Source organism: Pseudomonadota bacterium (genome assembly GCA_026390555.1).
Lineage (GTDB): Bacteria > Bdellovibrionota_C > UBA2361 > UBA2361 > OMII01 > OMII01.
In genome coordinates, this window is the sequence record JAPLFS010000023.1 from 25,975 (window position 1) to 40,267 (window position 14,293).

A 14,293-nucleotide genomic window follows, 5' to 3' on the forward strand; every position below is an offset into this window, starting at 1 on the left:
CCGATCGGAGACGGCAGATTTTGTGAATAGTTAATGTTATCACCCCCGATTTCCTATGCAAATCGCCCCCTGCTGAGTTAGCAATCCCACGAAAATATGTGGACTCCTCTTGAAACCTATTTCGTAAAATCAATTTCTCAGTTAGAGGTAACGGAGACCATATGACAGACCAAGGCACCCGTAACCCCGCAATCCGCTCGATCATGATGCCGCGTGATACTAATGCGCTCGGCAGCATCTTCGGAGGCCATATTTTAAGCCTCCTCGACTTAGCCGCCGGTCAGCATGCCCGTTCGGTCTCGCCTAAGAAGTATGTTACTAAGGTGATGCGAGAGGTTGAGTTTATAGCTCCTGTATTTATCGGCGATTCGGTTAGCTTTTATTGTAGCACCTTAGCTATAGGAAGAACCTCTATCACCATTAAGGTTGAGGTTGAGGCTACGCGTGGCGTTGATTCACTCCATACCACAGCCGTAACAACAGCAGAGGTTGTGATGGTTGCTGTTGACTCAAATCACCACCCTATACCGATATTCGATCAGGCATAGTACTCGATTCGTTACTCGGCAACATAATCGTTAATGCCCCGATCTTTACCAACTCCTGTACAAATAAGAGAAATGAATTAAAGGCCTGCTCTTCGCTCTGATGGGAGGCCCCCTGCAAATAGCCCTCTGCAAGCTCCTCAAGCGTTAGACGTTCTGAGATCTCCCCTCTGTGCTCCATCATAAGGCTAGCCACACTCTCCGGCACCTCGCTCCAGAGTACTCCGTAATCAAAGGGACGTGCTCCAATCAGAGCATGTCGGCGCAGAGCGATAGCGCTCAGCTCACCAGTTTTTAGAAAATGTTGCCTCAGGGCCTGAATATCATAATGCAGTAGGCAACAACGAAGCAGCGTCGGGACATATGCGACACAGCTGAGGAGCTCCTGCACCTTCATGTTTGATATCTGATTAAAGATCTCGGTGGATTGTGGCGCCACCGACTCATTTAGAGCCTTACGAATCTCAAGCGCTGCCTGCTCAAACCCGACAACCTCAAGTAGCTCCGGCTCGCTCTTGCAGAGCGGCGCAAGCTGTTGCTCGATAAAGTCACGCAGAGAGAGTCCTAAGCTTTGGCTATGAATGCCCCGCCATGGGGAGACCTGATGAACGCGCTGCGCCACCTCTTCTGGTGAGAAGGGCCCCATTGAACCTGGCCAACTACGCCTAAGAATAGCCAGCGTTATGGGAAATGTATTGCTGAGGATGCCACCCTCGGCCATAAACACGCTGCTTGTATAGACCTTAAGCCTAGCAGGGTCCATCTTAGAGAGATCTTCTATCTCTTCAGGTGAAAGCCCCTGAAATTTTTTGCTGTAAAGCGCTGCCCGCTCATCCTGTGTCGGGGGGAGCTCAATACCATCGAGCACAAGTTGCCTAAATGCTGATAGTATTGCAGCTAGCGCCATACCTAACGCCCCTCTCCGAAGCCGGCATGCTGCATTATTACCTGATCGGCCATTACGGTTTCAGCCAGCAGCCTATCTACGGAGGGGAGTAGATTATCCCACTCTACAAGGACGGAGGTTGGTCCGGTTAACTCTATAGTCTTTTTAAAGAGCTCCCATACCTCCGGTTGCACGGGTCCATCGTGGCTATCGATAATAGAGCCATCCTCAGTGGGTACCCATCCGGCCAGATGAATCTGTCCGACTCGCTCCAGTGGTAGCGAGGAGATAAAGTGCTGGGCATCGTAGCCATGAAACTGAGAGTTTAGGTAAACATTGGTAATATCAAGCAAGAGCCCGCAATCTGCCCGTGTTACGATCTCAGATATAAACTCACCCTCAGACATCTCTCGATCGGATACAGTAACGTAACGAGTCACGTTCTCTAACAAAAATGGGAGCTCAAGCTCCTGCTGAACGATCTTAACCCTTTCGACAACGTGCTCAACCGTTTCCTTTGTAAATGGCAGCGGCATAAGGTCGAGCATATTTGTGTGATCGACCTTAGTAAAACAGAGGTGGTCTGAGGTCCAGGGCGAGCCGATATCTAGACAGAATTTTTTCAATCTTCTGAGATACTCCCTATCAAGGGGATCGGTTGAACCGATTGCGAGACAAACTCCGTGCGAGATAAGCTGGTATCGCTCGCTAATCTGCATTAAACGATCGCGCGAATACCCACCAAAATCCATAAAGTCATCCGAGATGACCTCAAACCACTTAAATTCTGGGGTAGTTTGAAGGATCTGATCGAAATGCTCGTGGCGTAGTCCAGCTCCAGCACCAAGTATTGGCAGGTTAAAGTTCTTCTTCACTCGCGGATCCATACAAAATAGCAAAGGCCGTTCGAACACCGTATAAATTGACCTAGGAAGGGTCAAAGCACGGCATCCGAACAGCCCTTGTAAGCTTAAAAGACCTTACATCTTACCTGCGCAGCCCTTCTCGCCAGAGCACTTTTTATCGGAGGTGTCAGCCTTCTTATCCGAGGTATCCGCCTTCTCATCCGAAGTATCGGCCTTCTTCTCGCCTGAGCACTTCTTGTCGCCCGAGCAGGACTTCTCACCTGCTTCCTCCTGATCATGATCGTGCTCATTATGGTGATCAGCAAAAGCAGCCGTAGGCGCAGCTATGATACCGGCACCAGCAACGACACCGATTACAAGCCCAGATAACGATGAAAAAAGTTTCTTGTCTGTCATAATATACCTTTCTATTTTTACTATTTACGATCCTACCAGGGAACCGCTCTGATTAAGTTAACCAAACAGAAACCTACATACAACGGTAATTTCAGGCTCCTGAATCTTTAAGCTGCTGAGCCCCTCTCTGCGATAATCCGTTCTACTGTATCAACTATCGCCTGGGTTGTTCGGTCAACCTCAACGTTAACTACCTCTCCTATTACGATCGCTCCAAACGTAGTCTTCGCCAAAGTCTCTGGAATAAGCGAAATATCAAACTCGCCTGTTGTCTTATCAACGCGGGTAAGGGTCAAACTAGCGCCGTTTAAAGCTATATAGCCCTTGGTAAAGAGATACTTCGTCCACTCTGGCGAACAACGAAAGGTGACAACGCGACTATTATCAAATAGCTGCACATTACATACCTCGGCAACCGTATCCACGTGCCCAGATAGGATATGCCCACCAACCTCATCTCCAAAACGGAGGGATCTTTCAAAATTTATCTTCGAGCCCTTTGCAACATCTTTAAAGGAGCTGCGTTGTATCGTTTCTGGAACGAGATCAAAGGTAAGACTTGAGCTTGTAGGTATCGCGGTAACGGTCAAGCAACAACCGTCCAATGAAACGCTCGCTCCCTGTACAACTCCAGCAGTCGCCCCCTGCGAGAACTCAACCTGCAGGGTTATGATATCCGCACGAGGCGTGACCGCAGTTACGGTTGCAATACCTTGAACTATACCGGTAAACATAATATTAGCTTACAGAAATGGGGCTGAAAATCCAAACAATAGGCGCCGTACCCCTAAACAATTGCAATAATTCGCTCCCAGATAGCTGTCGGCGAGACACCCTCCCCTGTTACCAGCACCTCGCTACGCTCCATATGATAGGCCTTCGCTATATCAGAAACGGAGCGCTGTTGCTCGCTTCTTCTAAGGGCGTCAATCTTAGTAATTACGACGATGCAGCTAATGCCCCTCTCAAAACAGAGGTGCTGAATTGCGAGCTCGTCCTCTTCGGGTAAGCGGCGACAGTCATTTAAGAGCACAACCCCTTTCAGATAGCGTCGCTCGCGCAAAAATGACACGGCGAGACGCGAGATCTCTTCGCGCTGAGATTTTGATAGCTTTGCAAATCCAAAGCCTGGCATATCAACGAGCGCTATACCAAATGGGTTCGCATTAAGCACACCCTCAATTTTGTAAAAATTGAGCTCCCTGGTTGAGCCTGGATTGCCACTCACCCGCGCCAATTTTCTGGAGCTAAGTCTATTTATAAAGGTTGATTTACCAACGTTTGAGCGGCCAATAACGGCTACCTCAGGCATTGCATGCTTGCAGATCGCTTCAAGATTTGGGGCTCCAAACAAAAAGGCTGCATCCTTAATCTCAACTGATTTTTTTTCCGCTGTCATTGCGAGCTCCTCCCTTTACAGAAAGGGACCGCTCTATACGTCCCAGACGTACTCCGAGCCAGATCATATAAACTGCGAGTAGCACCCATACGGCAGTGTATGACCAAAATAAAGCTGGATATGAATCAGGTGTCATGCTCTCTCCTTCATCTCTTTATAAGCTCTTCATGTGCGGTTTCAATCCGGTAGCGTAACCACGCTAGAAACGCTGTCAGGCATAACAACGCGATACAGGAAATGCAGAACGTCCAGATAAACGAGGGGTCCCTAAGACCGCCCTGCTCAATAACTTCTGGGTGCAGTCGTGCACTCTGGGGAAGGAGTTTAATTGAAAGATAAACCAGGGGAACAGAAGCTGCCCCCATAATTCCAAGCACGGAGGCGTGGTCTGCGCTCTTGCTAGGATCACCAAAGTTACGAAGAACTGTGAAGGAGAGAAATATAAGCCAGAGAACTAGAAAGGTAACGAGTCGCGGCTCCTCCCAACGAAACCAGGTGTTCCAAGCGCTATGCCCCCAGATCATTCCGGTAATCAATGTGACGGTGCATAATACGAACCCAACCTCTCCGCATGCGGTTGAGATTCGATCAGCAGCTCGGTTTCTAGTTGCGAGATACATGATACTTGCTACGAACACCGCTCCAAAAGCAACGTAACAGCAGAGAGCTGCCGGAACATGGAAGTAAAAAACTCTCTGCACGGCCCCCATCACTACCTCATTCGGCACCACCATAAAGATCAAGTACTGCGCGGTCCCCACTAATAGTAGGGTCAGCAGGCCGAAGATCGTAAATATGCGCGAAGTATTGAGCATATAGGGGTTATACCACACGCGCCTAGTCCCGAATAGCATACTCAAAAAGGTTAATACCTAGAGCAAAGTAGAGCGCATTGGCGCACAGCAGTATGGATGGCCAGGGGAGAGTGAGATCAATTGCGCCCCTAACAACTAGCTCAGTTGTCATCTCAACACCTGCAAAAAATAGTGGAAAAAGAAGGGGTAACGCTATAATAGGCAGCAAAACCCCACGCATACGCGAGGTGCTAGCTACCGCTGCAAGAACTACGATCAGCGCCGCTAGGGCACTCGCAGAACAGAGCCCTAACAACGCTAGCGGCAGCAATATAGTACTTAGCTGCTGATCGAGCGCGGCTGCCAGCACAACGGAGAGGAGTATAATGTTACAAAAAAACAGGAAGGTCATGCTAATGACCTTAGCCACATAAATCTGGCTCCCCGTTACTCCGGCCAGAAGCAGCCCCTCAAAGCCACGATTTTCAAGCTCCTGCTCATAAGCTCTGACAACAGAGGCCGTCGTGGTAAGGAGAAAAATAAGCCACAGTAGCATTGGGAAGACCCTGGTCGTATTCAATCGATCGAGCATCGCAGAGCTAATGCCAGCTCCTACCAGAGCCGACATAAGAATAGCGTTACAGAGCAGCAAGGTGAGGATCTCTTTGCCACGCAACTCTAGGCGCGCCTCTTTTTGAAGTAGGACCAGTAGTACCCTCAGCCACTCGATCATCGATTAGCCTCCCGATAAAAGCCGACGATGCGATCGATATCATCAGGCGTAGCCTTTGATCCTGTATCTGCAAGCACCTCGCCCGCGCTCAAAACAACTATGCGGTCGGCGATGCTCCGCAATCGATGGAGATCGTGCGTAGCAACGATCGATAGAAGCTTGCTACCTGCACGCTCTCGCTCGTCTCGCATAGCAGTTAGTAACAGCTCGGTTCCCCGCTCATCTAAGTTACTTGAGGGCTCATCCAATAAGAGCACGTCAGGTGAGGCTAGAAATGCGCGCGCTAGTCCAACTCTTGCCTGTGTGCCCCTCGACAGATCTCCAACTAAGATCTCTGCACTAGCGCTTAGCCCCCAGCGGGAGAGAATCGGCTCAACCTGCTGACGCTCCGTTACCTCTGAAAAGAGCTTTATATTCTCAGCTACGGTCAGGCGGCTATAGAGGAATGACTGATGAGATAAAAACCCTATGCGTCCCGTAGTCCTATCGATGGAGCCGCTATCTGCTCTGGCTAGCCCCGCCAGGATGCGGAGCAGGGTTGATTTTCCAGCTCCATTAGCTCCTAGAAGCAACGTTATCTCACCCGCTACAAAGGAGAGATTAAGACGATTAAGAACTCGCACAGCACCGAACGTCTTTGAGACGTTACGTACCTGAATAACGGGCTCACTCTCCACCATGGCGCTTAATATCATCCAGGACCTTTACCACCTCAAGGGACAAAGCCAACTTAGAGTGCTCAAAGTCCTCGGCGCTAACCTTCCCCATAGAATGATCGAGCTCAAGATCCTTAAGGGCCCTGAGCGCCCTCTCTTTTGAATCAAGTAAGGCTCGAAACGAATCACGCTCAATCGATTCAAGCGCGCCGTTAAGCGCTGGCTCAAAGAACGGTCCGATCAGAAAGGCCGTTAGCGAGGCAACAAGCAACAGTGAGGCAAGGATCCAGATACTCATATTGATTGTAGTCCCCTCTCCTTCTCTCTCTGCTTGGCCATTACTTGGCGCGGCACAGGAACAGCAACAACTATACCGCCGATAATCATAAGTATAGCCCCATACCAAAGCCATACCTGCAGGGGATTAATAAAGAGCTTTAAAGAGGCCCTCGTTCCCGATTCATCGATACCGGCCAGCACGAGGTACACATCCTCACGTTGTCCCATACGGAGAGCCACCTCCGTCGTGGTTTCCTTGTTTTTGGGATAGAAGCGCAATTCAGGGCGGAGGGTCTCAAGTATAGAATCATCCTTAAGTGAGCGGAGTATTACCTGCGCCTGCACCGCCCCGTAATTTGCGTGCTCCTCTTCGCGAACATTGCGCAGCTCTAGCGAGAACCGTCCAACGGTAAAGCGCTCACCTGGCCCCAAGGTAAACTCCCTCTCAATCTTGTGCGCCATTGAAGCTGTGATAGCAACCGTCATTACAAGCACACCGAAATGAATTATGTGCGCGCCGTACTTAATTCTTTGTCTACGAAAAAGTGTAGCGGCTGTGCTTGGTGACCAGGTTGAGGATTGAGTAACTCCGGCCTGAGCGCTTAAGCCCCGCTGCAGCTCACCTAATATCGTCATAAGAACGAAGAAACAGAGCGAGTACGAGAGCACCGGATAGAACTCTGTAATACCAGCCCATACAAGGGCGATCGCCACTAGAAAGCCGCCCAGAAACGGCAGGGTAAAGGCGCGCAGAAGATGACTAAGCGAGGAGCGCTTCCAGGCGATCGTTGGCCCAATACCCATTAAAAACACAAGGGAAAGAAAGAGTGGCACGTTAACTGCGTTAAAGAACGGAATCCCGACCGTCTGCTTCTCTCCAGTAAAGGCCTCTGAAAAAACTGGAAACATCACCCCCCATAGCACCGCAAAGCAGATACTAAGGAGCACTAGATTATTGAGCAGAAAGACCGCCTCACGAGAGAAGAAGCTCTCAATGGCGCGGTCCGGGCGCAGCTCTTTACGACGATAGATCACAAGAACCACCGCCAAGAGTATTATACCCGATAGGTAGGCTAGAAAGACCCAACCGATATCGGTTGAGGCGAAGGCGTGTACACTTTGCACAATTCCCGAGCGTGTTAGGAACGTTCCAAATACGGTCAGCGCATACGTCAAAACGACAAGCGATATATTCCAGATCTTGAGCATGCCCTTGCGCTCCTGAACCATCACGGAGTGCAGTAGCGCAGTTGCTGTCAGCCAGGGTAACAGGGAGGCGTTCTCCACCGGGTCCCATGCCCAGAAGCCACCCCAACCGAGTTCAAGATATGCCCAGTGGCCACCCAGTACGACCCCAGCGGTTAAGAAGGTCCACGCTATCAGGGTCCAGCGACGCACGAGTCGGATCCAATCATTCGAGAGGTGCCCCGAGGCGAGTGCAGCCATACAGAAGGCGTAGGGAACCGCTAATCCGGTAAATCCTAGATAGAGCGTAGGGGGATGAATAGCCATGTACTCATTCTGAAGCAGTGGATTGAGTCCGTTGCCATCGGGCATTACGAGTGCAGAGCGCAGATAGCGAAACGGATTAGTAAAGAAGAGGGTCACGGTTATAAAGAATAGCGGTGAGGTATTAAGAAATGCGTAGAGAAATGGCAAAAGTGGGCGTGGATACTTAACAGAGGCGCGCGCTACAAAGGCGCAATATGCAGCAACGAGGAAGCACCACAACAACATAGAGCCGTCCATACCGCCCCAGATCGCGGTGATCTTATAGATCCACGGCATCTCACGATTGGAGTACTGCCAGACGTACTGAATGGAATAGTCGTTCGTAAGGAAGGCGTATCCGAGCCCCAAGAGTGCGCAACCGAGAGAGATCGCAACGGCTATCGTAACGCGCCGCAACGCTTCAACATGCGAGAGCGCCACATGAGAGCGCCGCCCTACTAAGCACCCAGCAACGACCCCAATTAGAGCTAAAAGCCAGGCCAAACAAAGCGCAAAATGTCCGAACTCTATCATCCCTTGCTCCTCATAACGGTCACCCTACCTGCTTCTCTTTATCTATACTTTCTGGCATAGCCCCGGGCACAACGGGCTCATACTTTGAGGGGCACTGGGTCTGAAGCTTGGCGGCCAGTACAGAGCCCCCAACAAAGTCGCCATCGATCAGAACATCCCTGCCAGCAGCGAACATATCAGGCTTAAGCCCCTCGTATACTACCGGCACCGTAGCGTCGCCACCCTTGGGATCTGTGATATTAAAGGTAAGTACAATTTTGGGTTCTGTCTGGTAACTAATCGGATCAGCAACGCGCCCACCGATCCGAATCCGTGGCAGGTCGTTAGCCGCAGCCTTTGCCACCAACTCCGAGGGCAAGAGAACCAGCGAGCTGGTACCGCGCGTCGCCTGAAAGACCAGAACGCCGCCAACAACAACAAAGAGTGAAACTAGTGTAATAAATATCCGACCCATATGCTTACTTATAGGGACCAAACAAAGCGATACCTCAGTCTACCCCAACAACTTCGGCATAACCATGCAAAGGGGTAAATAGTTATCCTTACTGCTACTTTGCCCCCTCCTTATCTACCTCAATCCACTCCTTAAGCTCAGCACCGAGCTGTTTAGAGACGAAGAGCTTTAACTTATCGCGCAGCTTGTTCTCAATCTGTCTGACCCGCTCCTTACTCAGTGCGAGCTGATCGGAGAGCTGCTGCAGGGTCAAGATCTCCTCATTAACGACCCGTCCACGAAAGATGGTTCGCTCTTTGTCGGTCAGACCCTTTTCGAATTCAAGGATCGATCCTGTAAGAGCCTCGTGCAGCTGTCTTTTTGAAAGTGACTCTTCAATCGACTCCCCACCGCTTGGAATAATTGAGAGCAGCGTTGAGTCGGAGTCCTCATGCAGGGGCGCATCGACACTGGCATCTGGGCTACCTAAACGCTGCGACATCTCGATTACATCAGACTCACGCACGTTAAGCTTTTCGGCGAGCAATCTGCTTGAGGGATAGATCCCCTCGCGCTCAAGTCGATCACTCTCTTTTTTAAGATTAAAGAAGAGCTTGCGCTGCGCCTGCGTGGTGCCGATCTTTACAAGACGCCAATTAGCGATCATGTAGCGGATAATATAGGCACGGATCCACCAGACGGCGTATGACGGGAACCTCACACCTCTATAAGGGTCAAAATTCTGGACGGCCTCAAGCAGTCCGATGTTTCCCTCCTGAATAAGATCGAGAACGTTCCTTGCAACCCTCTCATACTCCCGAGCAATCTTAACAACGAGCCATAGAGAGCCCGATACGAGCGAATACGCAGCATCTTTATTCTTCGTCGCATAGTAATCGAGCGCCGCTGCGTGCTCATCCTCCCTCGAAAGGGGGGAGAATCGTCGCAACTCAGCCAGGTACGCATTGAGCGCGCTATATGGAACAACGGCATCGGTGGCCTCATGCTCATCCTCCAAGCGCGCATACCCCTCAGAGTGGCTAGCAAGATCGGCCAATTCCAGCTCATGTTGTGCAGGTAACACCTCACTTGGCTCCAGTAACTCCCCCTCCTCCTCTTGGATAAGTTCCATATTGGCGGGCATGCTGCTCTCTGTCGCAGGCTCAATAACCAAGGCCCCGGCGCTCCTCACCTTAGCCCCCTGGCTTCTTTTTTTTAAACGTGTTTTTGACACCTTAGCCCCATTATACGCCTTACTAGCGACCTAGAGATACTCTATACCCAGGGAGGTTTAAGCCACAACAGCGCCACTTCCTTGATCGGAGACGCTTAGTTTAGGGGTGAATAGTAGCTAACGGTAGCATTCGCGTCGTTTGGGAATGCTCGTGCCGCCGTTTTTTACAATAACTGTTAAACCGATGTTTCATAGTCTCCATCAGATCCATATACTCTTCCCGTTGTTTAATAATTGGGGGTAATCCATATAATATGGCTCCTTACGTTAATCCCGTACGTGGAATACTCGAATCCAACCAAGAGCTGCCGCCCTTCTCTGCGCAACAACTCTTCCTACCTGGAAGTCAGGGATGCCGTTCGCCTCACGGCGCCATCAGCAAGTTTGAGATTCCTTCCTTTAGGTGGCTGCCATTCAAAATTGAATTCCCTATCGATTGCGATCCCAAATCTGATTGCTGTACTGAAAGTGCTCAATTCATGGGGTATTGTAAGCAGGCCCTTGCGGTTGAAAAGCGGATTCGAGATATTATCTTAAGTTCAATTTCGCAGATGACTCCCGACCAATCTGGATTATTTCAAACTGAGCTCTCTCATCATTCTGCAGCTCAGCACCTCCTCAGAAGATTATACGGTCTGCAGGAAAGCAAGCTACAGGTTGTGCCTGGGGTGTTCCTCGGGACTAAGAAATCGGATCGAACCCTCGGAGACGTTCTGCAGGAGCAGTTGAGTAAAACGTGGCGCCTGATGGATCTCCCCATTCCAGATGCGCTCATCACAGCGTGCCAGGAGTGGGGCGAGGTTCAACTACTAGCTCGTGCATCGATTATAGAATCCGCCTGGCGATCCTTGGTAGTCAGGGCAAATTGGCCTATTCCATCAGCCTTTGATGAGTATATGGGGCACTTCCTCGAGGGCAAGATCCCAGAGAGTCATTGCGATCAGTTCTGGAGCTGGTTATCTCAGATAGAGACACTGGCAGAATCTAATTTGAGCCCATCTTTGCACCTCCTCCCTAAGATTAGGAATTGGCATAGTATGAAGCAGCAGGACGCAGCTCTTCCTACAGAACTGCTTGAGGAGTTATCGGATAAAGAATTTCCGATCTGGGAGCGCTACTTACTAGATCCTAGCTCGGTTAGTCCCTGCGACCTTACTAAAGAGCTCTTTCCATCCGAACACTCGCGGCCAATAGATGTCGAATATCGATTAGGGACTCCGTATCGGATCTCAATCACCGAGCAACAGGCGAATGACTTTTGGAAAGATTACATCACCCATTACGATCCAACTGAGATTAAGATCGTCTATGCTACAGAAAAGGAAAAAGCTTTGTGGTGCCGTCTCGATCGTGGGGCCGAGATGCGAGAGCTTGCCGCAACCCCCCTCTCTCAATTTATAACCGAGATTGATATAGATGGCCAAAACCTCTCGGAGAAGGATTGTCTTAGGCTTTTTAAAGAGAAGTTAAAATTACTCGACGCTCTTGGCACAGGCCTAGTATGGCGCAACCTAGAGACACCTCAAACAATTACCGTAACGTTCCGCAATATATCTCTACGAACCCAAGCTTTACTCCAACTCAAGTGCCTTGAAGGTGATGATGATTTATTCTCCACCTGGGAACCACAGGAGCTCTCTAGCGAGCTTTCTCAAGATTCGTGCGTTACCCTACGCCTTCCGTATCGCTACAACGTAGAGCTGGACGAGAAGTAGCATTTCAAGCTCCGCCACTGCAAAAGGGGTGAATAGCTACGAAACTATCACGAAGAACATCCGATAAGTATGGAGCCATTTGGAGCCATTGATCGGAATAAGTTATGCCTAGAGCACGCAGAGTTTCTGGCGATATTGACTCCAACAAGGTTCCCTATAGCGTTGTAGCGTCCATGACACGCAACCTGGCGATGCTGCTTAATGCCGGAGTTCCGATCGCCTCTGCCCTTGAGAGTCTCGCAATACAGTCACAAAACAGAGGATTCCGGGCGGTTCTCGTGGCTATAAGAAACTCTCTACTAGAGGGGCTCTCCCTCTCTCAGGCGATCGCGCTCTATCCCAGTATCTTCAGAGAACCTTATGCAGATCTAATAAGAGCCGGCGAGGAGGGCGGGGCGCTTGACTCAGTACTTGAAAAGCTTGCGCAGCACCTTGAACGCGAGCAGCAGATTCGCCGCGAGCTTTTGCACGCTGCGCTCTATCCCTGTTTTATAATCTCTGTAGCGGCTATCGTTGCGGTTCTTCTGCTTACCCTAGTGATTCCGTCCTTCAGGGACCTATTCGCTGACTTTGGAGTAACTCTTCCATGGCTTACCCGCTGCGCCCTCTTACTCTCAGAATTTATCCTCTCGTACTGGCATTTCGTGCTTGTATGCTGCATCTGCGCAGTAGCCTTTGTCTCACATCTACGCTCAACACCTAGTGGAAAAGCGATCCTGCAATCAATCGTTATAAAACTACCGATCTTTGGAACGCTTGCCCTTAAGGGGTCCTTGGCCCGTGTTACAAGCACCCTTAGTACACTACTTACATCGGGGGTGCCCCTTGTTACTGCGCTTGAACTTGCTGGGCGCGTTGCCGGTAATCCAGTCATCGAGCGCGAACTATGCAAGATCGCTTCCGGGATGTTTCAAGGGATCTCTCTTACGGAACAGTTGAGCCGTTCAAGTACATTCCCGGCCACCGTATCAACTATGGTGGCGGTTGGAGAGCAGAGCGGCGCTCTCGATAAAACTTTTACGATCCTCTCCGAGCTCTATTACAGAGAGGTCGCAGATGGGGTCAGGTTGGCCAAGGGCATGATTGAGCCAATTGCTATCGTACTACTCGGGATCGTTGTTGGGGTTCTAGTCCTCGCCGTTTATCTTCCGATCTTTGAGATGGGCGGTATTGTTCAGTAGCTCTAGGTTGCCATAACATGCTGAATCTATAGATAAATAAACGCTGGATAAAAACACAGCCTAGGAGCTATCCAGTTGCATCGTAGTATTCTGAAGAGGTTTTATAAAAATACTACGGTTACTAGGGTTTTGCCATGAGAAGCCAGGCGGGTTTTACTCTGATTGAGGTGCTGGTTGTAGGAGCCATTATGGGCATCCTTGCTCTGATAGCCATTCCTCAATATTCAAGCTACAGAGAGCGCGCCTATAACGGAGCCGCCCTTAAGGACCTCAAAAACATAGCCTCGGCTCAAGAGATCTTCTTCGTCAAGAACGCGGCTTACAGGGAGATCTCACACTGCTCAACAATTGCGAATGGAGCTAAGTGTATAGTTGATGGCTTGCCGGGAGTCTCGTTTCTCTCGAAGGGGGTTTCTGTAACTATCACAGCCTCGGCAGCAGGCTTTACCGGAACAGCTAGACACGTTAATGGAGATAAAACATGCTCCTGGGATAGCGCCAAGGGCGGCTTGGTTGGGTGTTCATAAAGCCCTTGAGGAGTACCGCGCTAGGCCGTACACTAGCTAGTGTCTATACAATCAATCCCTGCGTAGCTTCGATGAAAAACATTCAACTTGTCTCCATCCTCACCCTCCTTATCTCCCTCACCTCGTGCGCGCCGCAAGTGCAGGCACCAACTACAGCTCCAGAGCGCAGCGAGGTCGCTAGCCAAATAGCGGAATCAGATATCGTTATCGAAGGTAGTGTCACAACAGCCACTCTACAAACCAAAAGCGAGGGCATCGAGGTAACGTGGGAGGTTCCAAGCGAGGGGGCCGATGGTTTTATCCTGCGCTACGGCACCAATCCACTCCAACTAAATAGCGGTATATCGCTACCTTATTCGTGCTGTTGCAGACTCGTCTCCTGTGTTCGTGTCGATCGCCTCGCGTAAAGGTGACCGGGTCTCAAATTTCAGCGAAGCTATCGAGGAGGCCAAGCGCCCGGCCATCAACCACACCTCGACTAACTACTAACCCGGAGGAAGCTCCTCCCATTGCAACTCGGCTGCAAGCGTATCTATAAACCAGCTCTCCTGCGCCTCGATTAGACGGAGGTTATAATCAAGCTCCTCAATTGTAATACCGGAGGCCCCAAAGCCTGCGCTAAGA

The 14,293-nt window shown here is 50.3% G+C and carries 17 protein-coding genes; 5 read left to right on the plus strand and 12 right to left on the minus strand.

Annotated elements, in window-relative coordinates:
- Positions 1–161 precede the first annotated feature (161 nt).
- The gene (locus NTV65_02270) at positions 162–548 is read left to right on the plus strand and encodes an acyl-CoA thioesterase (GenBank protein ID MCX6114028.1); all 387 of its coding nucleotides are present in this window, start codon (positions 162–164) and stop codon (positions 546–548) included.
- On the opposite strand, the gene NTV65_02275 is transcribed toward NTV65_02270, so the two are convergent.
- The 12 genes from NTV65_02275 to NTV65_02330 form a co-directional block, all read right to left on the minus strand.
- Positions 523–1,452 carry a hypothetical protein gene (locus tag NTV65_02275; protein MCX6114029.1) on the minus strand — a complete coding sequence of 310 codons (930 nt, stop codon included), beginning with the start codon at positions 1,450–1,452 and terminating at the stop codon, positions 523–525. The genes NTV65_02270 and NTV65_02275 overlap by 26 nt on opposite strands.
- A 2-nt stretch (positions 1,453–1,454) precedes the next feature.
- Positions 1,455–2,306, minus strand: coding sequence for a DUF692 domain-containing protein (locus NTV65_02280; GenBank protein MCX6114030.1), 852 nt, complete (start codon positions 2,304–2,306; stop codon positions 1,455–1,457).
- Positions 2,307–2,411: 105 nt separating this feature from the next.
- Positions 2,412–2,693, minus strand: coding sequence for a hypothetical protein (locus NTV65_02285; GenBank protein ID MCX6114031.1), 282 nt, complete (start codon positions 2,691–2,693; stop codon positions 2,412–2,414).
- Between the two features lie 107 nt (positions 2,694–2,800).
- Positions 2,801–3,427, minus strand: a complete 627-nt coding sequence (locus NTV65_02290; protein MCX6114032.1) for a riboflavin synthase subunit alpha — start codon at positions 3,425–3,427, stop codon at positions 2,801–2,803.
- Positions 3,428–3,480: 53 nt separating this feature from the next.
- Complete coding sequence (gene yihA / locus NTV65_02295; GenBank protein ID MCX6114033.1) at positions 3,481–4,092, minus strand: ribosome biogenesis GTP-binding protein YihA/YsxC; 612 nt, start codon at positions 4,090–4,092, stop codon at positions 3,481–3,483.
- 146 nt (positions 4,093–4,238) lie between these two features.
- Entirely contained in the window at positions 4,239–4,907 is a 669-nt protein-coding gene (gene ccsA, locus NTV65_02300) for a cytochrome c biogenesis protein CcsA (GenBank protein ID MCX6114034.1), read from the minus strand.
- 22 nt (positions 4,908–4,929) lie between these two features.
- The gene (locus tag NTV65_02305) at positions 4,930–5,619 is read right to left on the minus strand and encodes a heme exporter protein CcmB (protein ID MCX6114035.1); all 690 of its coding nucleotides are present in this window, start codon (positions 5,617–5,619) and stop codon (positions 4,930–4,932) included.
- A complete protein-coding gene (locus NTV65_02310; protein ID MCX6114036.1) occupies positions 5,616–6,299 on the minus strand; it encodes an ABC transporter ATP-binding protein in 684 nt (227 codons plus the stop codon). The genes NTV65_02305 and NTV65_02310 overlap by 4 nt, the downstream gene beginning before the upstream one ends.
- On the minus strand, positions 6,286–6,573 hold the full coding sequence (locus tag NTV65_02315) for a hypothetical protein (protein MCX6114037.1): 288 nt from the start codon (positions 6,571–6,573) through the stop codon (positions 6,286–6,288). The genes NTV65_02310 and NTV65_02315 overlap by 14 nt, the downstream gene beginning before the upstream one ends.
- Positions 6,570–8,579 carry a heme lyase CcmF/NrfE family subunit gene (locus NTV65_02320; GenBank protein MCX6114038.1) on the minus strand — a complete coding sequence of 670 codons (2,010 nt, stop codon included), beginning with the start codon at positions 8,577–8,579 and terminating at the stop codon, positions 6,570–6,572. The genes NTV65_02315 and NTV65_02320 overlap by 4 nt, the downstream gene beginning before the upstream one ends.
- Positions 8,580–8,598: 19 nt before the next feature.
- Entirely contained in the window at positions 8,599–9,033 is a 435-nt protein-coding gene (locus NTV65_02325; protein MCX6114039.1) for a cytochrome c maturation protein CcmE, read from the minus strand.
- Positions 9,034–9,127: 94 nt separating this feature from the next.
- Positions 9,128–10,246, minus strand: coding sequence for an RNA polymerase factor sigma-32 (locus NTV65_02330; protein ID MCX6114040.1), 1,119 nt, complete (start codon positions 10,244–10,246; stop codon positions 9,128–9,130).
- 254 nt (positions 10,247–10,500) lie between these two features.
- On the opposite strand from NTV65_02330, the gene NTV65_02335 reads away from it, so the two are divergent.
- From NTV65_02335 to NTV65_02350, 4 genes are all read left to right on the plus strand, one after another.
- Positions 10,501–11,961, plus strand: a complete 1,461-nt coding sequence (locus tag NTV65_02335; GenBank protein MCX6114041.1) for a hypothetical protein — start codon at positions 10,501–10,503, stop codon at positions 11,959–11,961.
- Between the two features lie 173 nt (positions 11,962–12,134).
- Positions 12,135–13,142, plus strand: coding sequence for a type II secretion system F family protein (locus NTV65_02340; GenBank protein ID MCX6114042.1), 1,008 nt, complete (start codon positions 12,135–12,137; stop codon positions 13,140–13,142).
- Positions 13,143–13,276: 134 nt separating this feature from the next.
- The gene (locus tag NTV65_02345; protein MCX6114043.1) at positions 13,277–13,669 is read left to right on the plus strand and encodes a prepilin-type N-terminal cleavage/methylation domain-containing protein; all 393 of its coding nucleotides are present in this window, start codon (positions 13,277–13,279) and stop codon (positions 13,667–13,669) included.
- Between the two features lie 71 nt (positions 13,670–13,740).
- Entirely contained in the window at positions 13,741–14,076 is a 336-nt protein-coding gene (locus tag NTV65_02350; protein ID MCX6114044.1) for a hypothetical protein, read from the plus strand.
- Positions 14,077–14,293 lie beyond the last annotated feature (217 nt).